The organism is Pseudomonas sp. microsymbiont 2, from assembly GCF_054788395.1.
Genome location: NZ_CM139112.1, coordinates 3795824 through 3821374, shown reverse-complemented (window position 1 = coordinate 3821374; position 25551 = coordinate 3795824). Strand labels below are relative to the sequence as shown.

The following is a 25551-nucleotide window of genomic DNA, read 5'->3' as shown; positions in this document are numbered from 1 at the left end:
CGCAAGATTCATAGTCATACCGCGGCCACTACCACGGCGCCGAGCACCAGCACGGCGCCCACGGCGATCGAGGCGGTGTACCAGCGCAGCTGGCCGGTCTCGGTCTTGCTCATGGCGACGTGGCCGCCACGGGCCATCCGAGGGATGAGGCCGATGCTGCGGTCAACCGGGTCCTTGCGCAGGATGTGGCTGATCAGCAGGTAAGGTTTGACGAAGAGCTTGTCGTAGATCCAGTCGAAGCCCCAGGCGGCGAACCACCAGGCCGACAGGACGCGACCGATACCGCTGTTGGCAACTGCTGTGACGAAGCGGCGTTTGCCCAGGAACAGCAGGGCCGACAGCAGGATACCGGCGATGGCGATGGCGCCCGAGGCGATTTCCAGCGAGTGCTTGGCTTCGCCACCGGCGTGGCCGGCGCTCTCAGGCAGCACGCCTGCCAGCGGCGGGTGGATCCAGGCGCCGATGAAGGTCGACAGCACGATCAGCACGCCCAGCGGCAGCCAGTGGCTGATGCCGTGGCCGGCGTGGGCTTCGGTCTTGGCTTCGCCGTGGAAGGCGATGAAGATCAGGCGGAAGGTGTACAGCGAGGTCATGAACGCGCCCACCAGGCCTGCGTACAGCAGGCCGGTGTTGCCGCTGGCGAAGGCTTCCCAGAGGATCTCGTCCTTGGAGTAGAAGCCCACGGTCAGGATCGGCAGGGCGGCCAGGGCGGCGCCACCGACCACGAAGCTGGCGTAGGCCAGCGGCAGTTTCTTCCACAGGCCGCCCATCTTGAAGATGTTCTGCTCGTGGTGGCAGGCGACGATCACCGCACCGGAGGCAAGGAACAGCAGGGCCTTGAAGAAGGCGTGGGTCATCAGGTGGAAGATCGCCGCGTCCCAGGCGCCGACGCCCAGGGCCAGGAACATGTAGCCGATCTGGCTCATGGTCGAGTAGGCGAGGATACGCTTGATGTCGGTCTGCACCAGGGCGGCGAAGCCGGCCAGGACCAGGGTCACGCCACCCACGACGCCGACCAGGTGCAGGACGTCCGGCGCCAGCAGGAACAGGCCGTTGGTACGGGCGATCAGGTACACGCCCGCGGTCACCATGGTTGCCGCGTGGATCAGCGCCGAAACCGGGGTCGGACCGGCCATCGCGTCGGCCAGCCAGGTCTGCAGCGGCAGCTGGGCCGATTTACCGACCGCGCCACCCAGCAGCATCAGGGTCGCCAGGACCATCCAGGTGTCGCCGGCCTGGAACTTCTGCGGTGCCAGCACCAGCAGTTCCTGCACGTTCAGGGTACCCAGCTGGACGAACAGGATGAACAGGCCGATGGCCATGAACACGTCGCCGATGCGGGTGACGATGAAGGCCTTGAGTGCCGCGTTACCGTTGTTGCGGTTGCTGTAGTAGAAACCGATCAACAGGTACGAGCACAGGCCCACGCCTTCCCAGCCGAAGTAGATGAACAGCAGGTTGTCGCCCAGCACCAGGAACAGCATGCTGGCGATGAACAGGTTGGTGTACGAGAAGAAGCGCGAGTAGCCGGCTTCGCCACGCATGTACCAGGAAGCGAACAGGTGGATCAAAAAGCCGACGCCGGTGACCACGCCCAGCATGGTGACCGACAGGCCATCCACGTACAGGGTGAAGTTCGGCGCGAAGCCGTCCACCGACATCCACTGCCACAGCAGCTGGCTGTACGCGCCGCCTTCAGGCGGGGCGACGTTGAACTGCCAGATCACGTAGGCGGCCACGGCGGCCGAGAGGCCCACCGAACCGACGCCGATCAGCGCGGACAGGTTCTCGGACCAGCGGCCGCGCGAGAACGACAGCAGCAGGAAGCCGATCAGGGGGAATACGAACGTCAGGAAGATAAGGTTCATCCGCGCATCTCACTGGCAGCATCGATGTCGAGAGTGTGGAAGCGGCGATACAGCTGCAGCAGGATCGCCAGGCCAATGCTGGCCTCGGCGGCTGCCAGGCTGATCACCAGAATGAACATCACCTGGCCGTCGGGCTGGACCCAGCGGGCACCGGCGACGATGAACGCCAGGGCGGAGGCGTTCATCATGACTTCCAGGCTCATGAGCACGAAGAGGATGTTGCGGCGGACCATCAGGCCAACCAGACCTAAGCAGAACAGGATGCCGGCGACCGCCAGACCATGCTCGAGAGGGATAGCACCCATGATTTACTCCTTCGCCTCGTTGCGGCCCAGGTGGAAGGCGGTGACGGCTGCCGCGAGCAGCAGCATCGAGGCCAGTTCGACCACCAGCAGGTACGGCCCGAACAGGCTGATGCCGACTTCCTTGGCGCTGACGGTGGTACCGCTGATGGCAGCGCCCGACGGGGTGACGAACAGCACGTACAGCAGCTCCAGCAGCAGCAGGGCGGCGAGGATCACCGGCCCCGCCCAGATGCCCGGTTTGAGCCAGCCACGCTCCTGGGCGACCGAGGCCGGCCCGAGGTTGAGCATCATCACCACGAAGACGAACAGCACCATGATGGCGCCGGCGTAGGCGATCACTTCCAGGGCGCCGGCGAACGGCGCACCGAGGGAGAAGAAGATCATCGCCACGGAAATCAGCGAGATGATCAGGTAGAGCAGGGCGTGCACCGGGTTGGTGCCGGTCACCACGCGAAGCGTGGAGACAACGGCGATACCGGATGCGAAGTAGAAAGCGAATTCCATCTTTCTGTCCTTATGGGAGCAAGCTCTTCACGTTGATCGGCTCGGCTTCGTTCTGCGCGGAGCCTTTCGGCTTGCCAGCGATCGCCATGCCCGCAACACGGTAGAAGTTGTAGTCAGGGTTCTTGCCGGGGCCGGAGATCAGCAGATCTTCTTTCTCGTACACCAGGTCCTGACGCTTGAACTCGGCCATTTCGAAATCCGGAGTGAGCTGGATCGCGGTGGTCGGGCACGCCTCTTCGCACAGGCCGCAGAAGATGCAGCGCGAGAAGTTGATGCGGAAGAACTCGGGGTACCAACGGCCGTCCTCGGTCTCGGCCTTCTGCAGCGAGATGCAGCCGACCGGGCAGGCCACCGCGCAGAGGTTGCACGCCACGCAGCGCTCCTCGCCGTCGGGGTCGCGGGTGAGGACGATGCGGCCGCGGTAGCGCGGCGGCAGGTACACGGGTTCTTCGGGGTACTGCAGGGTGTCGCGCTTGCGGAACCCGTGGGAGAACACCATGGCCAGGCTGCGCAGCTGTGTGCCGGTGCCCTTAACGATGTCGCCGATATACTTGAACATGGGTCAAATCCTCACTGGGCCGCGACGGCTGGCGTGTTGTAGAGCACGATCGCAGCGGTCACCAGCAAATTGATCAGGGTCAGCGGCAGGCAGAACTTCCAGCTGAAGTCCATCACCTGGTCATAGCGTGGGCGCGGGATCGAGGCGCGCAGCAGGATGAACAGCATGATGAAGAACGCGGTCTTCAGGGCGAACCACAGGAACGGTACTTGCGGCAGGATGCCGAACGGACCGTGCCAGCCACCGAAGAACAGGGTTACCAGCAGCGCCGAGATCAGGATGATGCCGATGTACTCACCGACGAAGAACATGCCCCATTTCATGCCGGCATATTCGATGTGGTAGCCGTCGGCCAGTTCCTGTTCCGCTTCTGGCTGGTCGAACGGGTGACGGTGAGTCACGGCGACGCCAGCGATGAAGAAGGTGCAGAAGCCGAAGAACTGCGGAATGATGAACCACAGGTTGTTGGCCTGGTATTCAACGATGTCGCGCATGTTGAACGAGCCCACCTGCACCACCACGCCCATCAGCGCCAAGCCCAGGAACACTTCGTACGACACGGTCTGGGCCGAGGCCCGCAGGCTGCCGAGCAGGGCGTACTTGTTGTTCGACGACCAGCCGGCGAACAGCACGGCGTAGACCGACAGGCCGGCCATGGCGAAGAAGAACAGCAGGCCGATGTTCAGGTCGGCCACGCCCCAGCCCGGGGTGATCGGGATGATCGAGAAGCCGATCAGCAGGGCGCTCATGGCCACGACCGGCGCCAGGGTGAAGATCATCTTGTCGACGAAGGGCGGGTTCCAGTCTTCCTTGAAGAACATCTTCAGCATGTCGGCGGCGATCTGGAACATGCCGAACGGGCCGACGCGGTTCGGACCGTAGCGGTCCTGCCACCAGCCCAGCAAGCGACGTTCGACGAAGCTGAGCAGGGCGCCGCAGACCACCACGGCCAGCAGCACCACGATGGCCTTGACGACCTGAATGATCACATCGATCACTTCGGGGGTGAACCAGCTCATTGTGCTGCCTCCTGCAGGCCTTCGACGGCTGCACCGAAGATGGCGGGCGGAATGCCGGCCAGGCCTTTGGGCAACGCAACCAGGCCAGCGCCCAGTTCTTCATTGATACGCAGCGGCAGGCGCAGCGACACGCCGGCCACGTTCAGGCTCAGCAGCGCGCCGTCGTTGACGCCCAGGCGGTCGGCCTCGGACTTGGCCAGGCCGACGTAGGCGGCCGGGATGCGCTCCTGCACCGGGGCGGCGCGCGAGGAGTTCTCTTCGCTGCCGAACAGGTGGAAGAACGGTACGGCGGTCCAGGTGCCGCGGGCCGGGTTGAACGCGCCCGGAATGGCGGTGAACCAGTTGAGCTTGTCGCCTTGCGACTCGATCAGGCGCACGCCCGGGTCACCGGCACGCAGGTGGCCGCCCACTTCGTCCTGGAACTTGTTCCAGGCCTGCGGCGAGTTCCAGCCCGGCGACCAGGCGAACGGCACCTGCTGGCGCGGTTCGGCCGAGCCCGAGTAGCCTTCCATGGAGAAGGCGAACGCGGTGTCCTTGTCCTGGGGGGTACGCGGCTCGTGCACGCTGATGTTGGCGCGCATGGCGGTACGGCCGGAGTAGCGCAGCGGTTCGCGGGCCAGCTTCATGCCCTTGATGCGGAACGCGGCGCTTGGCGCGGCATTGACGATGCCGGCCAGTTGCGGGGCGGCTTCGGCGCAGGCGCTGGTGACGTGGTCCAGCTGGGTCCAGTCCACCGGCTTGTTGAGCAGGGTGGCACGCAGGGCGTGCATCCAGCGCCAGCCTTCGTGGATCTGGATGCTGCTGTCCAGGTACTGCGGGTCGAACACCTGGAAGAAGCGCTGGGCACGGCCTTCCTGGCTGACCAGGGTGCCGTCGCCTTCGGCGAAGGAGGCAGCCGGCAGCACCAGGTGGGCGCGTTCGAGGGTCGGGGTCTTCGAGTGGTCGGCGACGATCACCACCTTGGCGGCGGCCAGGGCGGCGTCGACCTTGGCGGCCGGCACGCGGGCGTACAGGTCGTTTTCCAGCACGACGATGGCGTCGGCCTTGCCGCTGATGACCGCGTCCAGCGCGGCATCGACGGACTCGCCACCCATCATTGCCATGCCGAGGCTGTTGGCTTCAGGCACGACCAGGCTCAGCGAACCGTTCTTCTCGCGCAGCTTGAGGGCCTTGGCGATGTTGGCGGCGGCTTCGATCAGCGCAGGGTCCGCCAGGGAAGTGCCGGCGACCACCAGCGGGCGCTGGGCGGTGAGCAGGGCATCGGCGATGCGCTGGGCCAGGGCCTTGGCTTCGTCGTCCAGGCCGGCGACGGCAGGCGCGCTCGGGTCGATGGCGTGGGCCACGGCGAAACCGATACGGGCGAGGTCGGCGGGAGCGGCGTGCACGCATTCTTCGGCGACGTCGTCCAGCTTGGTTTCAGCCAAGGATGCGATGAACAGCGGGTACAGCGCGTGCTGGCCGATGTTCTTCACCGCGGCGTCCAGCCAAGGCTGCACGCGCATGGCGTCGGCCATGGCCTCGGCCTTGCCCTTGGTGGCCTGGCGCACGGCCAGGGCGACGCGGGCGGCGGTCTGGGTCAGGTCTTCGCCGAGCACGAACACGGCGTCGTGGTCTTCGATGTCGCGCAGGGTCGGCACCGGCAGCGGGCTGTCGTTCAGCACGTTCAGCGCCAGGCGCACGCGGGCCAGTTCACCGGCTTCCATGCCCGAGTAGAAGTACTCGGCGCCGACCAGCTCACGCAGGCCGTAGTTGCTTTCCAGGCTGGCGCGTGGCGAGCCGATGCCGACGATGGTGCGGCCGCGCAGCAGGTCGGCGGCCTTGTCCAGGGCGGCGTCCAGGCTCAGCTTGCTGCCATCGGCGAGGAACGGCTGGCGCGGACGGTCCTTGCGGTTGACGTAGCCATAGCCGAAGCGGCCACGGTCGCACAGGAAGTACTGGTTCACCGAGCCGTTGAAGCGGTTCTCGATGCGGCGCAGTTCGCCGTAGCGCTCGCCGGGGCTGATGTTGCAGCCGCTGGAGCAGCCATGGCAGATGCTCGGGGCGAACTGCATGTCCCACTTGCGGTTGTAGCGCTCGGAGTGGGTCTTGTCGGTGAACACACCGGTCGGGCAGACCTCGGTGAGGTTGCCGGAGAACTCGCTTTCCAGCACGCCGTCTTCGACGCGACCGAAGTACACGTTGTCGTGGGCGCCATAGACACCCAGGTCGGTGCCGCCAGCGTAGTCCTTGTAGTAGCGCACGCAGCGGTAGCAGGCGATGCAGCGGTTCATCTCGTGGGCGATGAACGGGCCGAGGTCCTGGTTCTGGTGGGTACGCTTGGTGAAACGGTAGCGGCGCTCGTTGTGGCCGGTCATTACCGTCATGTCCTGCAGGTGGCAGTGACCGCCTTCCTCGCACACCGGGCAGTCGTGCGGGTGGTTGGTCATCAGCCATTCGACGACGCTGGCGCGGAACGCCTTGGATTCGTCATCGTCGATGGAAATCCAGGTGCCGTCGGAGGCAGGGGTCATGCAGGACATGACGATACGACCACGGGTGTCGTTCTCGTCGGTGTACTGCTTGACCGCGCACTGCCGGCAGGCGCCGACGCTACCGAGCGCCGGGTGCCAGCAGAAATAGGGGATGTCGAGGCCGAGTGACAGACAGGCCTGTAACAGGTTGTCCGCACCGTTGACTTCGAGCGCTTTGCCGTCTACGTGGATAGTGGCCATGGTTCAAAGTTCTTCGTTGGCCCGCGTGAGCAGGCGTGGCTAATGGAAATCGGTGAGCCTGTGGCCGGCCGCGAATCGTTCGGGCCGGCCTGCAGGCTGGCGGATGGCACGGACCACCCGCGTTTCATCTTGTTATGCGCCGACCACAATCGGCTTGGCCAAGTTCGGGCGCAGGGTGTCGGCAGCGCTAGCGGGCGCGACACCGGCCTCGAACTCGGACCGGAAGTATTTGATGGCACTGCCCAAGGGCTCCACGGCACCCGGTGCGTGAGCACAGAAGGTGCGGCCTGGGCCGAGGAAGTTGACCAGACCCAGCAGGGTCTCGATGTCTTCGGCGCGGCCCTGGCCTTTTTCCAGGGCGCGCAGCATCTTCACGCTCCACGGCAGGCCGTCGCGGCATGGGGTGCACCAGCCGCAGGATTCGCGGGCGAAGAACTCTTCCATGTTGCGCAGCAGCGACACCATGTTGATGCTGTCGTCCACCGCCATGGCCAGGCCCGTACCCATGCGGGTGCCGACCTTGGCGATGCCGCCGGCGTACATCTGCGCATCGAGGTGCTCGGGCAGCAGGAAGCCGGTACCGGCGCCGCCAGGCTGCCAGCACTTGAGCTTGAAGCCGTCGCGCATGCCACCGGCGTAGTCTTCGAACAGCTCGCGGGCGGTGACGCCGAACGGCAGCTCCCACAGGCCAGGGTTCTTCACCTTGCCGGAGAAGCCCATCAGCTTGGTGCCGTGGTCCTCGCTGCCTTCGCGGGCCAGCGACTTGTACCAGTCGTTGCCGTTGGCGACGATGGCCGGCACGTTGCACAGGGTCTCGACGTTGTTCACGCAGGTCGGCTTGCCCCACACGCCGACGGCGGCAGGGAAGGGCGGCTTGGAGCGCGGGTTGGCGCGGCGGCCCTCGAGCGAGTTGATCAGCGCGGTTTCTTCACCGCAGATGTAGCGCCCGGCACCGGTGTGCACGAACAGCTCGAAGTCGAAACCGGAGCCGAGGATGTTCTTGCCCAACAGGCCAGCGGCCTTGGCTTCATCGATGGCGCGGTTGAGGTTCTTCGCCGCGGTGGTGTATTCGCCGCGCAGGAAGATGTAGCCACGGTAGGCCTTCAGGGCGCGGGCGCTGATCAGCATGCCCTCGACCAGCAGATGGGGCTGTTGCTCCATCAGCATGCGGTCCTTCCAGGTGTTCGGCTCCATTTCATCCGCGTTGCACAGCAGGTAGCGGATGTTCATGGATTCGTCTTTGGGCATCAGGCCCCACTTCACGCCAGTGGGGAAGCCCGCGCCGCCGCGGCCCTTGAGGCCGGAGTCCTTGACGCTCTGCACGATGTCGTCGGCGGACATCTCGGCCAGTGCCTTGCGGGCAGCGGCGTAGCCGTTCTTCGACTCGTACTCGGCCAGCCAGACCGGCTCGCCGTCGTCACGCAGGCGCCAGGTCAGCGGGTGGGTTTCGGCCGAACGCGCAATGCGGTTGGCCGGGCCGAAGGAAGTGATGGTCATACGTAACCCTCCAGCAGCTTGGAGACGCCGGCAGGTTGCACGTCGCCAAAGGTGTCGTCGTCGATCATCAGCGCCGGGGCCTTGTCGCAGTTGCCCAGGCAGCACACCGGCAGCAGGGTGAAGCGCCCGTCGGCGGTGGTCTGGCCGAGGCCGATGCCCAGCTCGCTCTGGATCTGGCTGACCACCGACTCATGACCGCCGATGTAGCAGACCATGCTGTCGCACACGCGGATGATGTGGCGGCCGACCGGCTGGCGGAAGATCTGGCTGTAGAAGGTGGCCACGCCCTCGACATCGCTGGCGGGGATGCCCAGCACTTCGCCGATGGCGTAGATGGCGCCGTCCGGCACCCAGCCGCGTTCCTTCTGGACGATCTTCAGGGCTTCGATGGACGCCGCGCGCGGGTCCTCGTAGTGGTGCATCTCGTGCTCGATGGCCGAGCGCTCGGTTTCGCTCAGGGCGAAACGGTCGGTTTGGATAAGCGTGCTGTTCATGCTTAGCGGTCCACGTCAGCCATAACGAAGTCGATACTGCCCAGGTACGCGATGAGGTCCGCGACCATGCTGCCTTTGATCACCGAAGGGATCTGCTGCAGGTGCGGGTAGCTCGGGGTACGGATCCGGGTGCGGTAGCTCATGGTGCCGCCATCGCTCGTCAGGTAGTAACTGTTGATGCCCTTGGTCGCCTCGATCATCTGGAACGACTCGTTGGCCGGCATGACCGGGCCCCACGAGACTTGCAGGAAGTGGGTGATCAGGGTCTCGATGTGCTGCAGGGTGCGCTCTTTCGGCGGCGGCGTGGTCAGCGGGTGATCCGCCTTGTACGGGCCTTCCGGCATGTTGCGCAGGCACTGGTCGATGATGCGGATACTCTGGCGCATCTCCTCGACGCGGACCATGCAGCGATCGTAGGCATCGCCGTTGTGGGCCAGCGGTACTTCGAATTCGAAGTTCTCGTAGCCGGAGTAGGGGCGCGCTTTACGCAGGTCGAAGTCGCAACCGGTGGCGCGCAGGCCGGCACCGGTGGTGCCCCACTCCAGGGCTTCCTTGGTGTTGTAGGCGGCGACGCCGATGGTACGGCCCTTGAGGATGCTGTTCTGCAGGGCGGCCTTGGTGTACTCGTCGAGGCGCTTGGGCAGCCATTCGACGAAGTCCTTGACCAGCTTGTCCCAGCCGCGCGGCAGGTCGTGGGCGACGCCACCGATGCGGTACCAGGCCGGGTGCAGGCGGAAACCGGTGATCGCCTCGATCACGGTGTAGGCGCGCTGGCGGTCGGTGAAGGTGAAGAACACCGGGGTCATGGCGCCGACGTCCTGGATGTAGGTACCCAGGAACAGCAGGTGGCTGGTGATGCGGAAGAACTCGGCGAGCATGATGCGAATCACGTCGACCTTCTGCGGCACCTGGATGCCGGCCAGCTTCTCGACGGCGAGCACGTACGGCAGGTTGTTCATCACCCCGCCGAGGTAGTCGATGCGGTCGGTGTAGGGGATGAAGCTGTGCCAGGACTGGCGCTCGGCCATCTTCTCGGCGCCACGGTGGTGGTAGCCGATGTCCGGGACGCAGTCGACGATCTCTTCACCGTCCAGCTGCAGCACGATACGGAACGCACCGTGGGCCGAAGGGTGGTTGGGGCCGAGGTTGAGGAACATGTAGTCCTCGTTGGCGCCCTGACGCTTCATGCCCCAGGCTTCCGGGTTGAAGCGCGCCGACTCCTCCTCAAGCTGCTGCTTGGCCAGGGTCAGGCTGTAGGGGTCGAACTCGGTGGCGCGGGCCGGGTAGTCCTTGCGCAGCGGGTGACCTTCCCAAGTGGGCGGCATCATGATGCGGCTCAGGTGCGGGTGGCCGGCAAAGTCGATGCCGAACATGTCCCAGACTTCACGCTCGTACCAGTTGGCGTTCGGCCAGATACCGGTCACGGTCGGCAGGTTCAGGTCGCCTTCGCTGAGCGACACCTTGATCATCACGTCACTGTTACGCTCGACCGACAGCAGGTGGTAGAACACGCTGAAATCGGCGGCCGGCAGGCCACGGCGCTGGGTGCGCAGGCGCTCGTCGACGCCGTGCAGGTCGTACAGCATGCTGTACGGTTTGGCGACGCCGCGCAGGAAGCTGAGCACTTCCTTGAGCTGGGCGCGTTTTACCCACAGTACCGGCATGCCGGTGCGGGTTTCCTGGGCGACGAATGCGTCGGCGCCAAAACGGTTGTGCAGTTCGACGACCACATCCTGGTCGTCAGCCTTGTAGGGCGGAATATAAATAGCGTTGTCCGCTGTCATGGTCTCGGTCGCTTTGGGTCAGCGTTAAGAATGAAGCCAGGCCGCCGGCTCCTTCGGGAGCGGGCGGCAGGTCGCTGGATCAGACTTCGTCGGGGCTGCGCAGGTTGGTTACCGCAATGCGCTGTTCACGACGCAGGTCCTTCTGGGCGGGCATCTCGGCACGGTAGATGCCTTGATCACCAACCACCCAGGAAAGCGGGCGTCGTTCTTGGCCGATCGACTCCTGCAGCAGCATCAAGCCTTGCAGGAATGCCTCGGGGCGCGGCGGGCAGCCAGGCACATAGACGTCCACGGGGAGGAACTTGTCGACCCCCTGAACGACCGAGTAGATGTCGTACATGCCGCCGGAGTTGGCGCACGAACCCATGGAGATGACCCACTTGGGCTCGAGCATCTGCTCGTACAGGCGCTGGATGATCGGCGCCATTTTGACGAAGCAGGTACCGGCGATGACCATGAAGTCGGCCTGGCGCGGCGAGGCCCGGATGACTTCGGCGCCGAAGCGGGCGATGTCGTGGGGTGCCGTGAAGGCCGTGGTCATTTCCACGTAGCAGCAGGACAGGCCGAAGTTGTACGGCCAGAGGGAGTTCTTGCGACCCCAGTTGACCGCGCCACGCAGCACATCTTCGAGTTTCCCCATGTAGATGTTCTTGTGGACCTGGTCCTCCAGCAGTTGATCGGTGACGGTTTCCCGCTCACCGACCGGATACTGCTCGTTGGGTGCGTCCGGATCGATTCTGGTGAGATTGTATTGCATGCCAAAGCCTCATTGTTTCAGCTTCGCTTGCCGCTTGCGGCGACCTTCGGGAGCCCAATCGAGCGCCCCGACGCGCCATAGGTAGACAAGACCTGCCAACAGAATTGCTATGAAAATGAGAGCTTCGACGAATCCGGTCCAGCCGCTTTCGCGGACGGACACAGACCATGCAAACAGGAAGAGGGCTTCGATATCGAAGATCACGAACAGCATCGCGACCAGATAGAATTTGGCGGACAGGCGCAGGCGGGCGCTGCCGACGGGCAGCATGCCGGATTCGAAGGGTTCGTTCTTGGCGCGACCCCAGGCCTTGCTACCGAGCAGGCTGGACAGGCCGAGCATGAAGGCACACAGGCCGACGACACCCAGGAGGAAGATGGCAAAGCCCCAGTTGTGGGCGATGAGTCCTGCCGAATCGGACATGCTTGAAATCCTTATACAGAGACCCAGCTCTGCAGTCTGAAATAAGTAGAGCGGCGACGTGGTGTCGCAGACGCAGTGACCAAATGTCGCAGCTGAATCAATCGCGCTGATTTTATGGGTAAACCCAGTGCAAGTAAAATTTCCGTTGCAAATTTATTCGTAGGATTAAGTACAAAGATCTTTCGTAACTGGCTGAAAGCCTTGAGTTTCGGGCATTGCGTGCGGATTTGTTAATTATGTTTCTTACCCCGCGTAACGGCTGGCTAGTTGCGTAATGATAATTAATATCATTTAACCTGGGCTGCATTGTTTTAGCTGTTCTGGGCCTTGCAAAGTTCATCTGCCAAGCGGCCCCTCTTGCAAATGCGAAAAACTCTCGTTCTAGCAGCTTTCAGCGCTGCGCGTGCCGCTCTGGATCAATACTTTGTCGTTTGCGCTGCGGCTGACCGACGCGGCGATCAGCCACTGGCCGAGCCAGTAGAAGAGGATGATCAGGTACTCGGCGGCGGCGAATGGGCTGACGAAGCGGTCGATACCGATCAGGCTGTCGGAGAACACGAAGGCGCAGGCGCCCAGCGCGGCCAGGCCACCGCAGGCCAGGGCGCGCCAGAGCATGGCGCCGATGGTCAGGGCGTACAGAGCTACCGGAATCAGCAGTGGGCCCAGGCCATGACTGGCGAGCACGCCGAACAGTGAGCCGCCAATCAGCACGGCCCAGGCCAGCGCCGGGTAGGCCGGGCGCCGCGTGAGGCGGCAATAGCCGCGCAGGTAGGCCAGGTGCGCGCAGAGAAACGCCCCAAGGCCGAACACGAACAGGTCGCGGGGGATCGCCAGGAGAATGTCGCCGAGCACCGAGAAGGCCAGGCCGAGGATGATCCAGCGGCGATAGGGTGTGGCGGGGGTGGTGCTCAGCCAGGCAATCAGGGCGAGCACCGGAATGGGTTTGACCAGTAGGCCAAGCAGGGCGTTGTCGCTGGCCAGCGCATATAGATAGAAGGCGGCGGCTGCGACGGCGACGATGAGCAGGTGGCCAGGGCGGGGCATGGGCAGTCCTTGCTATGGGGTAGCCACAAGCTTAGACCTGATCCTGGTTTTTGCTGGTAATGCGGTCCCTGTAGGAGCGGCCTTGTGTCGCGAAAGGGGCGCGCAGCGGCCCCAGGATTTCAGCGTTAAAGCAAATATCGCCGGGGCCGCTGCGCGGCCCTTTCGCGACACAAGGCCGCTCCTACAGGGGATGGCGCTTGGCCTGAAAATAATGAACAAGGCCCGGGATCCTCGCGAATCCCGGGCCTTGCTCAACAGCTCACTGCACTCAGTGGAACTGCTCTTCCTCGGTCGAGCCGGTCAGTGCGGTCACCGACGAGGCGCCACCCTGGATCACGGTGGTCATGTCGTCGAAGTAGCCGGTACCGACTTCCTGCTGGTGCGCGACGAAGGTGTAGCCTTTGCTGGCGTCGGCGAATTCCTGCTCCTGCAGCTTGACGTAGGCGGTCATGTCGTTGCGGGCGTAGTCGTGCGCCAGGTTGAACATGCCGTGCCACATGTTGTGGATGCCGGCCAGGGTGATGAACTGGTGCTTGTAGCCCATGGCCGACAGCTCGCGCTGGAACTTGGCGATGGTGGCGTCGTCCAGGTTCTTCTTCCAGTTGAACGAAGGCGAGCAGTTGTACGACAGGATCTGGTCCGGGTATTCCTTCTTGATCGCCTCGGCGAAGCGGCGGGCTTCTTCCAGGTCCGGCTTGGCGGTTTCGCACCAGATCAGGTCGGCGTACGGGGCGTAGGCCAGGCCACGGGCAATGGCCTGGTCGAGGCCGGCGCGCACCTTGTAGAAGCCTTCACGGGTACGCTCGCCGATCACGAACGGCTGGTCGTACGGGTCGCAGTCGCTGGTCAGCAGGTCGGCGGCGTTGGCGTCGGTACGGGCCAGGATGATGGTTGGCACGCCCGAGACGTCAGCGGCCAGGCGCGCTGCAACCAGCTTCTGCACGGCTTCCTGGGTCGGTACCAGGACCTTGCCGCCCATGTGGCCGCATTTCTTCACCGAGGCCAGCTGGTCTTCGAAGTGCACGCCGGCGGCGCCCGCTTCAATCATGTTCTTCATCAGCTCGTAGGCGTTCAGCACGCCGCCGAAACCGGCTTCGGCGTCAGCCACGATCGGCGCGAAGTAGTCGATGTAGCCGTCGTCGCCCGGGTTCTTGCCGGCTTTCCACTGGATCTGGTCGGCGCGGCGGAAGGCGTTGTTGATGCGCTTGACCACGGTCGGTACCGAGTCGACCGGGTACAGCGACTGGTCGGGGTACATCGACTCGGCCGAGTTGTTGTCGGCGGCAACCTGCCAGCCGGACAGGTAGATGGCCTGGATGCCAGCCTTTACCTGCTGCACTGCCTGGCCGCCGGTCAGGGCGCCCATGCAGTTGACGAAATCTTTTTCTGGGCGGAAGGACGGGTGGGCACCTTCGGTGACCAGCTTCCACAGTTTTTCTGCGCCTTGGCGAGCAAAGGTGTGCTCTGGCTGCAGCGAGCCACGCAGGCGAACGACATCAGCGGCGGTGTAGGTACGGGTCACGCCTTTCCAGCGCGGGTTTTCGGCCCAGTCTTTCTCGAGGGCTGCAATTTGCTGTTCGCGTGTCAGTGCCATGGAAATAAACCTCGTCGCATCGATCTTGAGTGTAATTGTGCTGATGCTCGGATACGCAGATCAGAAGCCAGGCGGCTGTGCTGTCCGGGGGAGTGCGGCGGCGAACGCAGGAGGCTCGAAGGGGAAGGGTTGTGCAGGCCAGGCGAAGGTGTGCCCTGCAGGTCGGCTCGTGGTTGCCTTGCTGCGGTGCGACGCGATTGCCAGAACTGCGGTGATGCGCTTCCGTCCCTCGGGACAACTTCTTCGTTGCAGTCGCAATCCCGTCGAACCGCCTTGTGGGCCGTATGGACACGAGGTGCCTCCACGGTGGGAGGAGCGCACCTCGAAGACCCTTGCCAGGGCCTCTGATTAGCGGGAGCGAGGCCATCATGCCCTTGGCGAAAAGAGCCTGTCAAATGTTTTGTAGTGCTTTTTTATGCTTACTACATCTTTGGTCTAATGCGACTTGGCAGTCAGTTTCAAGGCCTTCGGTCGAGGCCTTGATTTGCCTGGTTTCAGTCCAGAAGGTCGACTTTGACACGCAATGTCATGTTTTCCCCGCGCTGGGTGCTGTAGCTGAGGCTTGACGCGCTGCGCTCGGACTGACTCTGCTGGTTGAAGCCGGCCAGGGTGATCCACTCGCCGAGCTTGCCGGTGACGGTCGTGTCGGTGCTCTGGACTTTCACTACATCGGCACGTTCCTGGCTCATTCGGTCGTTGTTCGTGCTTATTTGCAGGCGAACCGTATCGCCGCTCAGGCGTGGCGTGACATAGAAACCTTGGGTGACATTGCGGTACTCGGTGTTGCTCTGGATGCGTCCGTAACCGTCGGTGGCGGTGCTGGTGACCGGGATGCTCTGACCGACCTGGATCAGCGCCGGCTGGCCTTCGCTGGCCTGCACCTGTTGCAGGCCGCCTTCGCGGTTGGCGGTGCCGTAGCGAATGACGCGGGCGTTGCCGCGGTTGTCCTGGAAGTTGCTGTCGTTGTTGTCCACGCTGATCATCAGTCGCTTGGGCGCGGTGTCGAGCTGTTGCAGCAGGGCGCGCAGGTCGTCGATGCGTTCCTGGCTGGCGTTGACGATCAGCTTGTCCTCGAAGGTGCTGACGCTGCCGTCCTTGCCGAGGAACGACTGGGCGGCGGGCAGCAGTTCGGCGCTGGCGCGGTGTTGCAGGGGGATGACCTCGGTGGCGGCCTGGGCGGCGAAGCTGGCGGCCAGCAGCAGGGAGGCGAGCAGGGGGCGTAGCGGCATGTCCATGATCTCCGCAGGTGGAGTGTTCATGATGGCAAATTTGTCAGCATCTTGCCGGGTATGGATCACAGCGTGATGGCTGCTGTCAGACAAATTCCGTAACATCGCGCCCTTGATTTCAGACTCGATTCCCGTGGCTCGACGTGGGAGCGGGCTTGCCCCGCGATAGCGTCAGATCAGGCAGCACCTTCTGCCCTTTGACCCCATCGCGGGGCAAGCCCGCTCCCACGCCATTGCCAGGGCTGTTTACAGGACCTTCATGAAACCCGCTCGCCTACGCGCCGACCTGCTCGCCGGTCTTACCACTTCCTTCGCCCTGGTGCCCGAGTGCATCGCTTTCGCCCTGGTGGCGCACCTCAATCCGCTGATGGGCCTGTACGGTGCCTTCATCATCTGCACCCTGACCGCGCTATTTGGCGGCCGTCCGGGGATGATCTCCGGCGCCGCCGGCTCCATGGCGGTGGTGATCGTCGCCCTGGTGGTGCAGCACGGCGCGCAATACCTGCTGGCCACGGTGCTGCTGGGCGGGGTGGTGATGATCCTGTTCGGCGCGCTGCGCCTGGGCAAGCTGGTGCGGTTGGTGCCTTACCCGGTGATGCTCGGCTTCGTCAACGGCCTGGCGATCGTCATCGCCCTGGCGCAGCTGGAGCACTTCAAGGAGGGTGAGCACTGGCTCACTGGCACGCCGCTGTACCTGATGATCGGCCTGGTCGCGCTGACCATGCTGGTGGTCTACGTATTGCCCAAACTCACCCGCGCAGTGCCGCCGGCATTGGTGGCGATCCTCGGCGTTGGCCTGCTGGTCTACTTGCTCGGCCTGCCGACCCGCACCTTGGGCGACATGGCCCATATCGCGGGTGGCCTGCCTGGCCTGGCGTTGCCCGACGTGCCGTGGAACCTCGAAACCCTGAAGATCATCGCCCCCTATGCGCTGCTGATGGCCATGGTCGGTTTGCTGGAAACCCTGCTGACCCTCAACCTCACCGACGAGATCACCGAGAGCCGTGGCTACCCGGACCGCGAGTGCGTGGCCCTGGGCGCGGCCAACATGGTCTCGGGCCTGTGCGGCGGCATGGGCGGCTGCGCGATGATCGGCCAGACCGTGATCAACCTCAGCTCCAATGGCCGTGGGCGCCTGTCGGGCGTGGTGGCCGGGGTGATGATCCTGCTGTTCGTGCTGTTCCTGTCGCCGCTGATCGAGCGCATTCCGCTGGCCGCGCTGGTGGGGGTGATGTTCGTGGTGGCCCAGCAGACCTTCGCCTGGGCCTCCCTGCGGGTGCTGCACAAGGTGCCGGTGAGTGACGTGCTGGCGATTATCGCGGTGACCGTGGTCACGGTGTTCACCGACCTGGCCACGGCGGTGCTGTTCGGCATCGTCATCGCTGCGGTCAACTTCGCCTGGCAGCATGCGCGGGAGCTGTATGCCGACAATCATGAGGATGGGGACGGGGGCAAGCATTACCAGGTGCATGGCACGCTGTTCTTCGCCTCGACCACGCCGTTCCTGAACCAGTTCGATCCGGCCAATGATCCGGCCAGGGTCACCCTGGATTGCCAGCACCTGAGTTTTGTCGATTATTCGGCGGTGGCGGCGCTGAAGACCTTGCGCGAGCGCTATGCCAAGGCGGGCAAGCAGTTGCGGGTGGTGCACCTGTCGGAGCGCTGCAAGAAGCTGCTCAAGCGGGCTGGCGAGCAACATTGAGTATCGTTGTGGCCCGTACCGGCCTCTTCGCGGGCAAGCCCGCTCCCACAGGGATCGCATACCCCTGTGGGAGCGGGCTTGCCCGCGAAGAGGCCGGTACAGGCAAAAGGCTTACTCCCCGCGATTCTTCTTCACGATGGCATCGGCGATGCTCGCCGGTGCCTCTGCATAGCGAGTGAACTCCATCGAGAAGCTGGCCCGGCCCTGGGTCATCGAACGCATCGAGGTGGCGTAGCCGAACATCTCGCCCAGTGGTACCTCGGCGCGGATCACCTTGCCGGCCGGGGTCTCGTCGCCATCCTGGATCATTCCCCGGCGTCGGCTCAGGTCGCCGAGGATATCGCCCTGGTACTCCTCGGGCGTGACCACCTCGACCTTCATCACTGGCTCCAGCAGCACCGCGCCACCTTTTTGCGACAACTGCTTGGTGGCCATCGACGCGGCGATCTTGTAGGCCATCTCGTTGGAGTCGACATCGTGGTACGAGCCGTCGTACACCGCCGCCTTCAGGTTGATCAGCGGATAGCCGGCGAGCACGCCGTTCTTCATCTGCTCTTCGATGCCTTTCTGGATGGCCGGGATGTACTCCCGTGGCACCACGCCGCCGACGATTTCGTTGACGAACTCCAGGCCTTCCTTGCCTTCATCGCCCGGGGCGAAGCGGATCCAGCAATGCCCGTACTGGCCACGACCGCCGGACTGGCGCACGAAGCGCCCTTCGATTTCGCAGGTGTTGCGGATCTTCTCGCGGTAAGCCACCTGCGGCTTGCCGATATTGGCCTCGACGTTGAACTCGCGGCGCATGCGGTCGACGATGATGTCCAGGTGCAGCTCGCCCATGCCGGAGATGATGGTCTGGCCGGTCTCCTCGTCGGTCTTGACCCGGAACGACGGGTCTTCCTGCGCCAGCTTGCCCAGGGCGATGCCCATCTTCTCCTGGTCGCCCTTGGTCCTGGGCTCCACCGCCACCGAGATCACCGGGTCGGGGAAATCCATGCGCTCGAGGATGATCGGCTTGTCCATGTCGCACAGGGTGTCACCGGTGGTCACGTCTTTCATGCCGATCAGCGCGGCGATGTCGCCGGCGCACACATCCTTGATCTCGGCGCGCTGGTTGGCGTGCATCTGCACCATGCGGCCGATGCGCTCCTTCTTGCCCTTGACCGAATTGAGCACGGCATTGCCGGAGCTGAGCACGCCGGAGTACACCCGGGCGAAGGTCAGGGTGCCGACGAACGGGTCGGTGGCGATCTTGAAGGCCAGGGCCGAGAACGGTTCCTTGTCGTCGGCGTGGCGTTCCAGGTGTTTTTCCTCGTCGTCAGGGTCGGTGCCCTTGATCGCCGGGATCTCGCTGGGGGCGGGCAGGTAGTCGATCACCGCGTCGAGCATCAGCGGCACGCCCTTGTTCTTGAACGACGAGCCGAGGATGGTCGGCACGATCTCGTTGGCGATGGTGCGCTGGCGCAGGGCGGCCTTGATTTCCTCGGTGGTGAACTCCTCGCCCTCGAGGAATTTCAGGGTCAGCTCTTCGCTGGCATCCGCCGCCGCCTCGATCATATGGGCCCGCCATTCGTCGGCCAGATCCTGCAGTTCGGTCGGGATCTCTTCCTCGCGGTAGCTGGTGCCCTGGTCGGCCTCGTTCCAGTAGATGGCCTTCATCTTCACCAGGTCGATCTGGCCGATGAAGTTCTCCTCGCTGCCGATGGCCAGCTGGATCGGCACCGGATGGTGCCCCAGGCGTTGGTCGATCTGCTTCACCACCCGCAGGAAGTCGGCGCCCTGGCGGTCCATCTTGTTGATATAGGCCAGGCGCGGCACATGGTACTTGTTGGCCTGGCGCCACACGGTCTCGGACTGCGGCTCGACGCCGTCGGCGCCGCTGAACACCACCACCGCGCCATCGAGCACGCGCAGCGAGCGCTCCACCTCGATGGTGAAGTCGACGTGGCCGGGGGTGTCGATGATGTTGAAGCGGTACTTGTGGGGGAACTGCTGGGTCGAGCCCTGCCAGAAGGCCGTGGTGGCCGCCGAGGTGATGGTGATGCCGCGTTCCTGTTCCTGGGCCATCCAGTCCATGGTCGCGGCGCCGTCGTGGACCTCGCCCATCTTGTGGTTGACCCCGGTATAGAACAGGATCCGCTCGGTGGTGGTGGTCTTGCCGGCATCCACGTGGGCAACGATACCGATGTTGCGGTACAGCTCGATGGGGGTCGTGCGGGCCATGGTCGGGTCACCTGTGGGCGAGGATTCTCCCAAGGTAGCAGAGCGGGAGAATCCTGCCGGGGCGACCGTCAGTCGGCGAGCACCTGCAACTGCCATTGGCCGTCGCTTTCACGGGCCAGGCCGCTGGCCGGCAGCAAGGCCAGCAGGCGTTCATGCAGGGCGGACTCGGTGAACGACTTGAGGGTGGTCATGTCCAGTGCGCCGACGGTGACCAGCTCGGCCTTGGTATAGGACAGCCAGGCTTTCTTCAGCACCAGCAGCACGTCGCTGCCTGCGGTATTGGCGAAGCACCGGTGCAGGGTACGGCCTTCCAGTTCGAAACTGTGGCGGTGCTCGTAACCGTCCTCTGCGCCATTGCCCTCGGCGCAGCGGTGGCAGCGGCAGGGGCCCTCGCCGAAGGCGTTGCGCAGGTAGCTGTTGAAGTCCACGACGGGCTTGAGGGTCAGGCGTTTGTCGACCTCGAACAGGTCGGCGATCAGGGGTTGTTCGGCGCTCACTCGGTATCCTCGCGTGGTGTGGCGTGCATCGGCGGGCACCCTAACAGATCGGGCCCTTCAGATCACCTTTTGCAGGCCTGGCCTCTTCGCGGGTAAACCCGCTCCCACAGGCAATGTGAAAATCCCTGTGGGAGCGGGTTTACCCGCGAAGAGGCCAATAGAGACAACACGGGCCGCCTGCCGTACTCTTACGCGCCAGCAATCCAACCCTTCAAAACCGAGGTAACCCCGCTTGAGCACCAAGTACCCCTACACCGCCACCGTGACCATCAGCGCCGAAGACCGTGGGGGCGATACCGAGGCCTCGGAGAACACCAACATGCGCGTGGGCCTTGAGGCGGTGACTGAGGTGCTGAAGAAAGTGCATTTCGTCGGTACGCTCGGGGCGCCGGAGAAAGGCGCCACGCACATCTGCGTCACCTTGGAGAACGGCCTCAGCTACTACGGCCCGATCGTCAACGGTCACGCCGAACTCGAAGGCGGCTGGATTGCCTTCGAATGTGACATGCCCACCCCCGAAGAGCTGGGCCTGTAAGCCTCAGCCCAGTTCCGCCAGGCACTGCTCGAGGATATCCAGCCCTTCTTCGAGCACCTCGGTCTCGATGGTCAGCGGTGCCAGCAGGCGGATGATGTGCCGTGCCTTGCCGCTAGGCATGAGCAACAGGCCTTTGGCCCGCGCCGCTTCCAGCACCCTGGTCAGCAGCGCTGGTGCTGGGCTGCCGTCGGCGCTGACGAACTCGATACCGCGCATGGCACCCACACCGGTCAGGCGACCGATGAACGGGTACAAGGCTGTCCAGCGCTGCGCGCGACGGACGATGGCCTGCTCTTGACGCTCCCCCCAGTTGGCGATGTTTTCGTCCGTCATCTGCGCCAGGCTGGCCAGGGCCGCTGCGCAGGCGATCGGATTGCCGGAGTAGGTGCCGCCCAGGCCGCCCTTGGGCAGCGCGTCCATGATTTCCCGGCGACCAACCACCGCCCCCAATGGCATGCCCCCGGCAATGCTCTTGGCCAGCAACAGCAGGTCCGGCTCGATCGCCAGCCGTGGGAACGCGAAGCGCTGCCCGGTGCGCCCGAAGCCGGACTGGATTTCGTCGATGATGATCAGGATTCCGCGTTCGTCGCAGAATCGCCGCAATGCCTGGGCAAAGGTTGGGTCGAGGGCGAGAAAGCCGCCTTCACCTTGCACCGGCTCGAAGATGAACGCCGCCACGTCCTCCACAGCCAGTTCGACGCTGAACAAGCGGTCCATGGCCTGCAGCGCCTGTTCGCAGCTCACCCCAGTGTCCGCGCTGGGGTAGGGCAGGTGGTAGACCGGGCCGGGCAGCTCGCCCACGCGCTGCTTGTACGGGGCGACCTTGCCATTGAGGTTGAGGGTGGCCAGGGTGCGGCCGTGGAAGCCGCCGTCGAAGGCGACGATGGCGCGCTTGCCGGTGGCGGCGCGGGCGACCTTGAGGGCGTTTTCCGCGGCCTCCGCGCCACTGTTGGTGAGCATGCCCGTCAAGGGGTAGCTGAGCGGGACGAACTGGCGCAGGCGCTCCATCAATTCCAGGTACGGACCGTGGGGCGCGGCGTTGAAGGCATAGTGGGTCAGGCGCTCGGCCTGCTGCTGGATGGCCTCGACCACCGCCGGGTTGCAATGGCCCAGGTTGAGCACGCCGATACCGCCGACGAAGTCGATGTAACGCTTGCCAGTGGTGTCCCAGACTTCGGCGTTACGGCCATGGGAAAGTGTGATCGGGTGAACGATGGCGATGGACTGGCTGATACTTTCCTGATTCATCTGCACGCGGCCTGTTGTTCGGTTCGAGCCATATCCAAGCGTGCCGTCGATAGCGTCCGCAAACGAATTATTGGATTGCAATTATTCCTTTAATTCTTGAAGTTGGTTTTTCGTAGGCAAGTGAGGGGCATTCCTTTCAAGGTGTCCGCCGACAGAGGTGTTGCGCCTATCAGATCGAGCGCCGCCCGCGCGGCGCATCGCGACGCAAGGCCGCTCCTACATTTGTTGCAACGTGCCGAACCTGTCAGGCCATGGTTGCCCGCCTTGGTGCATGCCTCAAGTCAGGCGAGGCGCCAGCAGTGCCCACCTTGATACCGCGTCGTACCAACAAGGCGGACCAGGTAATGGCACAGGAGAGACTGGCCCGAAACAGATGTAGGAGCGGCCTTGCGTCGCGATGCGCCGCGCGGGCGGCGCTCGATCTGATAGGCGAAACACCTCTGACGGCGGACACCTCGAGGCCCTCACTCGGTCAATTTCCATGCAGAACACCCACCCCGATGCAGGTGGCAGAGGGCATCAGTCGTTTCGACAGGACGAGGTGCCATCCGGCAAAAAATGGAAGTAGTTGATTCCAATGAGGAATGACATGTTTCGAAAAGGTCGTTTGTCGACCCCGCCTCATAGATCGATACTGGCCCTGATCAACGCTGACAACGCGCTGTTCGAAAGAGAGGAAAAGTTCGATCGCCGGTGTTTACAACAACAACGAGCAACTCCGAATTCGCGAATGCTGCTCCAACTTTCAGCCGTCTTCGTCGCGGCCGACCCACTCGAGGGTTCTCCATGGCATCGCCAGACAACAACAAACAGCGGTCCTTGCAGCACGGCCTGACTTCACGCCAGGTATCGATGATCTCCATCGCCGGCATCATCGGCGCCGGCCTGTTCATCGGCTCGTCCAACGCCATTGCCACCGCCGGCCCGGCCATTCTCATCTCCTACGCCATGACCGGCCTGCTGGTGCTGCTGGTGATGCGCATGCTCGGCGAAATGGCCATCGCCAACCCCAACAGCGGCTCGTTCTCCACCTACGCCAGCGAGGCCATCGGCCCCTGGGCGGGCTTCACCATCGGCTGGCTGTATTGGTGGTTCTGGGTGCTGATCATTCCGGTCGAGGCCATTGCCGGCGCGGATATCCTCCACGCCTACTTCCCGGACGTGCCGTCGTGGCTGTTCGCCTTCCTGATCATGATCGTGCTGTCGGGCACCAACCTGGTCAGCGTGAAGAACTTCGGGGCGTTCGAATACTGGTTCGCCCTGGTCAAGGTACTGGCCATCATCGCCTTCATCGTGGTCTGCAGCCTGGCGGTGTTCGGCTTCTGGCCGCTGGCGCAGGTTTCTGGCGTCAGTCGGCTGTGGGACAACGGCGGCTTCATGCCCAACGGCTTCGGCACCGTGCTCGGTGGCGTGCTGATCACCATCTTCTCGTTCTTCGGCGCCGAGATCGTCACCATTGCCGCCGACGAGACCGCCAACCCGAAAGACAAGATCCGCCGGGCCACCAACCTGGTGGTCTACCGCATCGCCATCTTCTACCTGGCGTCGATCTTCCTGGTGGTGTCGCTGGTGGCCTGGAACGACCCCGGGCTCAAGGCGGTCGGCTCATTCCAGCGCGTGCTGGAAGTGCTCAACGTGCCTGGCGCCAAGCTGCTGGTCGACCTGGTGGTGCTGGTGGCGGTCACCAGTTGCATGAACTCCGGGCTGTACACCGCCTCGCGCATGCTCTACTCGCTGGGTGCCCGGGGCCAGGCGCTGCGCATGACCAAGCGCATCTCCGGGGCGGGCGTGCCGACCGTGGCGGTGATTCTCTCGACCCTGGCTGGCTTTGCCGGTTGCTTCGTCAATTATGTGTTCCCCGGCAAGGTGTTCGGTTTCCTGCTGTCCACCACCGGTGCCATCGCCTTGCTGGTGTACCTGGTGATCGCCGTGTCGCAACTGCGCATGCGCGCCCGCGTCGAGCGTGAAGGGCGCACGCCGGAACTGAAGATGTGGCTGTTCCCCTGGCTGACCTGGCTGGTGATCGGCACCATCGTCATGGTCTTGGGCTACATGCTGTTCAGCGATGCCTACCGTTACGAAACGTTGATGACCGCGGGCGTGACCCTGTTCATCCTGCTGGTCTCGCTGACCCAGCGCCGCAAGCGGGCTTCGACGCTGCAGGCGGCCTGACGTGGGAGCTGGCTTGTCGGGGCGCCGCTCCCACAGGGACCGCATTGATCCCAAGCCTTGCGCAACTCCTGTGGGAGCGGGCTTGCCCGCGAAGCAGGCGACGCGGAGCTTGGCACCGGCTTTGCCGGTGTTCGCGGCGGTTCGGCGCCCCGATAAACCCGCTCCCACAGAGGTGGGGCGGGGCGTTACCATCTGGTCTGCGTTGCCTAACTAACTCCAACAAGCCAAGGACGCCCATGACCGCCTCCCTGCAACAACTCGCCGCACCCGAAGGCACCTGCTATGGCTGCGGTTGCTCCCACCCCAGCGGCCTGCATCTGCAAAGCCATTGGGACGCCGACGGTATCCATCTGCTGTGCCGTCATTCCCCCGACGAGACCTTCATCGGCTGGCCCGGCCTGGTCTATGGCGGCCTGCTGGCGATGCTGGTCGACTGTCATTGCAACTGGACGGCCATGGCCTACCACTACCGCGCAGAAGGCCGCGAGCCAGGTAGCCTGCCGCGTATCGACTGCGTGACCGGCCAGCTTGGCCTGACTTACCTCAAGCCCACGCCGATGGGCGTCGAGTTGCTGCTCAAGGCACGTGTCGAGGGCGAAGTCGGGCGCAAGTGCCGAGTGGTCTGCGAGGTCTGGGCCGGGGATGTGTTGACCGTCACCGGCGACTCGGTGTTCGTGCGGGTCGATACCGAGAAGCTCAAGCGTCAGGCCCATCAGCAGGGCTAGCGCCACCCTCGAGCCCGGTCCTCTGTTGAAAAAACTGACGGGCCGGTTGTGAAAAGTCCTATATGTCCGCTTCGTCGCTGGGAATAGCCTGAGGCCGCTTTTCCAACAGTCTGTCTGCCAGAGGCTCAATCTCCGAAGCCCTGGCAGGACTCTGCGCTGCCGGTGCTTCCGGTTTGCGACGAGCATTTCAGACATTTCCCGCACGATGGTGCCGATGCCTGTGGCGGCCGCCGTTTGCCGCGCGCACCGAAGGAGCTTTTCCATGCCCGTTCTTTTCAACCGCAAGACGTTGCCGCTTGCAGGCCTGTTCGTGATGCTGGGCGGTTGCGCCAGTGTGGTGGTACCGACCGAACAGATCGAACTCACCCGTAATGCCGTCAACCGCGCGGTCACGGCCGATGCCACCCAGTACGCGCCCGTAGAGATGCGCGACGCCCAGGACAAGCTGAGCGCCATGGACCGTGCGCTGGGCGAGAAACAGTACGAGCAGGCTCGTCTGCTGGCGCGGGAGGCCGAGGCCGATGCCCGTCTCGCCGAGATCAAAGCGCGCGCCAACCGGACCCTGGATCAGCTCGACAGCGCGGAAAAAGGCATCGAAGTGCTCAGGCACGAAATGCTTGGCGCGCCTGATGCCATTGCGACCCAACCTGCCCAGTAAGGA

At 64.0% G+C, this 25551-nt stretch carries 22 protein-coding genes; 5 read left to right on the top strand and 17 right to left on the bottom strand.

Features of this window, described 5'->3' with window-relative positions; all coding sequences use genetic code 11:
• Window positions 1-14: 14 nt before the first annotated feature.
• From nuoL to ACYUME_RS17050, 14 genes are all read right to left on the bottom strand, one after another.
• Window positions 15-1868 (bottom strand): NADH-quinone oxidoreductase subunit L, encoded by a 1854-nt coding sequence (nuoL, locus tag ACYUME_RS17115; RefSeq protein ID WP_460415937.1) that lies wholly within the window; start codon window positions 1866-1868, stop codon window positions 15-17.
• Window positions 1865-2173 carry an NADH-quinone oxidoreductase subunit NuoK gene (gene nuoK, locus ACYUME_RS17110; protein WP_008096201.1) on the bottom strand — a complete coding sequence of 103 codons (309 nt, stop codon included), beginning with the start codon at window positions 2171-2173 and terminating at the stop codon, window positions 1865-1867. The genes nuoL and nuoK overlap by 4 nt, the downstream gene beginning before the upstream one ends.
• A 3-nt stretch (window positions 2174-2176) precedes the next feature.
• The gene (gene nuoJ / locus ACYUME_RS17105) at window positions 2177-2677 is read right to left on the bottom strand and encodes an NADH-quinone oxidoreductase subunit J (protein ID WP_279884951.1); all 501 of its coding nucleotides are present in this window, start codon (window positions 2675-2677) and stop codon (window positions 2177-2179) included.
• 10 nt (window positions 2678-2687) lie between these two features.
• A complete protein-coding gene (nuoI, locus tag ACYUME_RS17100; protein ID WP_003251442.1) occupies window positions 2688-3236 on the bottom strand; it encodes an NADH-quinone oxidoreductase subunit NuoI in 549 nt (182 codons plus the stop codon).
• 11 nt (window positions 3237-3247) lie between these two features.
• A complete protein-coding gene (gene nuoH, locus ACYUME_RS17095) occupies window positions 3248-4255 on the bottom strand; it encodes an NADH-quinone oxidoreductase subunit NuoH (RefSeq protein ID WP_050706494.1) in 1008 nt (335 codons plus the stop codon).
• Complete coding sequence (nuoG, locus tag ACYUME_RS17090; protein ID WP_460415934.1) at window positions 4252-6966, bottom strand: NADH-quinone oxidoreductase subunit NuoG; 2715 nt, start codon at window positions 6964-6966, stop codon at window positions 4252-4254. Before nuoG ends, nuoH begins: the two co-directional genes overlap by 4 nt.
• Before the next feature lie 132 nt (window positions 6967-7098).
• Window positions 7099-8463 (bottom strand): NADH-quinone oxidoreductase subunit NuoF, encoded by a 1365-nt coding sequence (gene nuoF, locus ACYUME_RS17085; protein WP_213657488.1) that lies wholly within the window; start codon window positions 8461-8463, stop codon window positions 7099-7101.
• Window positions 8460-8957 (bottom strand): NADH-quinone oxidoreductase subunit NuoE, encoded by a 498-nt coding sequence (gene nuoE, locus ACYUME_RS17080; RefSeq protein WP_012313767.1) that lies wholly within the window; start codon window positions 8955-8957, stop codon window positions 8460-8462. The genes nuoF and nuoE overlap by 4 nt, the downstream gene beginning before the upstream one ends.
• 2 nt (window positions 8958-8959) lie before the next feature.
• Complete coding sequence (gene nuoC / locus ACYUME_RS17075) at window positions 8960-10741, bottom strand: NADH-quinone oxidoreductase subunit C/D (protein ID WP_460415932.1); 1782 nt, start codon at window positions 10739-10741, stop codon at window positions 8960-8962.
• Between the two features lie 79 nt (window positions 10742-10820).
• A complete protein-coding gene (locus ACYUME_RS17070) occupies window positions 10821-11498 on the bottom strand; it encodes a NuoB/complex I 20 kDa subunit family protein (RefSeq protein ID WP_008096180.1) in 678 nt (225 codons plus the stop codon).
• Window positions 11499-11507: 9 nt separating this feature from the next.
• The gene (locus tag ACYUME_RS17065) at window positions 11508-11921 is read right to left on the bottom strand and encodes an NADH-quinone oxidoreductase subunit A (RefSeq protein WP_279808381.1); all 414 of its coding nucleotides are present in this window, start codon (window positions 11919-11921) and stop codon (window positions 11508-11510) included.
• A 381-nt stretch (window positions 11922-12302) separates the two neighbouring features.
• Entirely contained in the window at window positions 12303-12965 is a 663-nt protein-coding gene (locus tag ACYUME_RS17060) for a lysoplasmalogenase (RefSeq protein WP_460415929.1), read from the bottom strand.
• Window positions 12966-13233: 268 nt separating this feature from the next.
• On the bottom strand, window positions 13234-14559 hold the full coding sequence (gene aceA / locus ACYUME_RS17055) for an isocitrate lyase (protein WP_050706488.1): 1326 nt from the start codon (window positions 14557-14559) through the stop codon (window positions 13234-13236).
• A gap of 494 nt (window positions 14560-15053) precedes the next feature.
• Window positions 15054-15788 (bottom strand): secretin N-terminal domain-containing protein, encoded by a 735-nt coding sequence (locus tag ACYUME_RS17050; RefSeq protein ID WP_460415926.1) that lies wholly within the window; start codon window positions 15786-15788, stop codon window positions 15054-15056.
• Between the two features lie 259 nt (window positions 15789-16047).
• Here ACYUME_RS17050 and ACYUME_RS17045 point away from each other — a divergent pair, with 259 nt between their 5' ends.
• Entirely contained in the window at window positions 16048-17490 is a 1443-nt protein-coding gene (locus ACYUME_RS17045; RefSeq protein ID WP_460415925.1) for a SulP family inorganic anion transporter, read from the top strand.
• Window positions 17491-17601: 111 nt separating this feature from the next.
• Here the strand turns inward: ACYUME_RS17045 and fusA are convergent, their stop codons facing one another.
• Window positions 17602-19713: an elongation factor G gene (gene fusA, locus ACYUME_RS17040; RefSeq protein ID WP_460415923.1), complete on the bottom strand. Its 2112-nt coding sequence runs from the start codon at window positions 19711-19713 to the stop codon at window positions 17602-17604.
• Window positions 19714-19781: 68 nt separating this feature from the next.
• Window positions 19782-20210: a hypothetical protein gene (locus tag ACYUME_RS17035; RefSeq protein WP_279888645.1), complete on the bottom strand. Its 429-nt coding sequence runs from the start codon at window positions 20208-20210 to the stop codon at window positions 19782-19784.
• Window positions 20211-20442: 232 nt separating this feature from the next.
• Between ACYUME_RS17035 and ACYUME_RS17030 the strand changes: the two genes are divergently transcribed.
• Window positions 20443-20745 (top strand): hypothetical protein, encoded by a 303-nt coding sequence (locus tag ACYUME_RS17030; RefSeq protein ID WP_062359438.1) that lies wholly within the window; start codon window positions 20443-20445, stop codon window positions 20743-20745.
• Window positions 20746-20748: 3 nt separating this feature from the next.
• Here the strand turns inward: ACYUME_RS17030 and ACYUME_RS17025 are convergent, their stop codons facing one another.
• Window positions 20749-21993 (bottom strand): 2-aminoadipate transaminase, encoded by a 1245-nt coding sequence (locus tag ACYUME_RS17025; RefSeq protein WP_460415920.1) that lies wholly within the window; start codon window positions 21991-21993, stop codon window positions 20749-20751.
• Between the two features lie 786 nt (window positions 21994-22779).
• On the opposite strand from ACYUME_RS17025, the gene ACYUME_RS17020 reads away from it, so the two are divergent.
• The 3 genes from ACYUME_RS17020 to ACYUME_RS17010 all read left to right on the top strand — a co-directional run bounded on the left by ACYUME_RS17020 (window position 22780) and on the right by ACYUME_RS17010 (window position 25548).
• Complete coding sequence (locus ACYUME_RS17020) at window positions 22780-24165, top strand: amino acid permease (RefSeq protein ID WP_460415918.1); 1386 nt, start codon at window positions 22780-22782, stop codon at window positions 24163-24165.
• A gap of 236 nt (window positions 24166-24401) precedes the next feature.
• On the top strand, window positions 24402-24890 hold the full coding sequence (locus tag ACYUME_RS17015; RefSeq protein ID WP_460415916.1) for a PaaI family thioesterase: 489 nt from the start codon (window positions 24402-24404) through the stop codon (window positions 24888-24890).
• Between the two features lie 262 nt (window positions 24891-25152).
• Window positions 25153-25548, top strand: a complete 396-nt coding sequence (locus ACYUME_RS17010; protein ID WP_279886373.1) for a DUF4398 domain-containing protein — start codon at window positions 25153-25155, stop codon at window positions 25546-25548.
• Window positions 25549-25551 lie beyond the last annotated feature (3 nt).

Coding starts and splice junctions, on each gene's coding strand:
- nuoL (WP_460415937.1), bottom strand. CDS start 1,868: ATGAACCTTATCTTCCTGACGTTCGTATTCCCCCTGATCGGCTTCCTG.
- nuoK (WP_008096201.1), bottom strand. CDS start 2,173: ATGGGTGCTATCCCTCTCGAGCATGGTCTGGCGGTCGCCGGCATCCTG.
- nuoJ (WP_279884951.1), bottom strand. CDS start 2,677: ATGGAATTCGCTTTCTACTTCGCATCCGGTATCGCCGTTGTCTCCACG.
- nuoI (WP_003251442.1), bottom strand. CDS start 3,236: ATGTTCAAGTATATCGGCGACATCGTTAAGGGCACCGGCACACAGCTG.
- nuoH (WP_050706494.1), bottom strand. CDS start 4,255: ATGAGCTGGTTCACCCCCGAAGTGATCGATGTGATCATTCAGGTCGTC.
- nuoG (WP_460415934.1), bottom strand. CDS start 6,966: ATGGCCACTATCCACGTAGACGGCAAAGCGCTCGAAGTCAACGGTGCG.
- nuoF (WP_213657488.1), bottom strand. CDS start 8,463: ATGACCATCACTTCCTTCGGCCCGGCCAACCGCATTGCGCGTTCGGCC.
- nuoE (WP_012313767.1), bottom strand. CDS start 8,957: ATGAACAGCACGCTTATCCAAACCGACCGTTTCGCCCTGAGCGAAACC.
- nuoC (WP_460415932.1), bottom strand. CDS start 10,741: ATGACAGCGGACAACGCTATTTATATTCCGCCCTACAAGGCTGACGAC.
- ACYUME_RS17070 (WP_008096180.1), bottom strand. CDS start 11,498: ATGCAATACAATCTCACCAGAATCGATCCGGACGCACCCAACGAGCAG.
- ACYUME_RS17065 (WP_279808381.1), bottom strand. CDS start 11,921: ATGTCCGATTCGGCAGGACTCATCGCCCACAACTGGGGCTTTGCCATC.
- ACYUME_RS17060 (WP_460415929.1), bottom strand. CDS start 12,965: ATGCCCCGCCCTGGCCACCTGCTCATCGTCGCCGTCGCAGCCGCCGCC.
- aceA (WP_050706488.1), bottom strand. CDS start 14,559: ATGGCACTGACACGCGAACAGCAAATTGCAGCCCTCGAGAAAGACTGG.
- ACYUME_RS17050 (WP_460415926.1), bottom strand. CDS start 15,788: ATGCCGCTACGCCCCCTGCTCGCCTCCCTGCTGCTGGCCGCCAGCTTC.
- ACYUME_RS17045 (WP_460415925.1), top strand. CDS start 16,048: ATGAAACCCGCTCGCCTACGCGCCGACCTGCTCGCCGGTCTTACCACT.
- fusA (WP_460415923.1), bottom strand. CDS start 19,713: ATGGCCCGCACGACCCCCATCGAGCTGTACCGCAACATCGGTATCGTT.
- ACYUME_RS17025 (WP_460415920.1), bottom strand. CDS start 21,993: ATGAATCAGGAAAGTATCAGCCAGTCCATCGCCATCGTTCACCCGATC.
- ACYUME_RS17020 (WP_460415918.1), top strand. CDS start 22,780: ATGGCATCGCCAGACAACAACAAACAGCGGTCCTTGCAGCACGGCCTG.
- ACYUME_RS17015 (WP_460415916.1), top strand. CDS start 24,402: ATGACCGCCTCCCTGCAACAACTCGCCGCACCCGAAGGCACCTGCTAT.
- ACYUME_RS17010 (WP_279886373.1), top strand. CDS start 25,153: ATGCCCGTTCTTTTCAACCGCAAGACGTTGCCGCTTGCAGGCCTGTTC.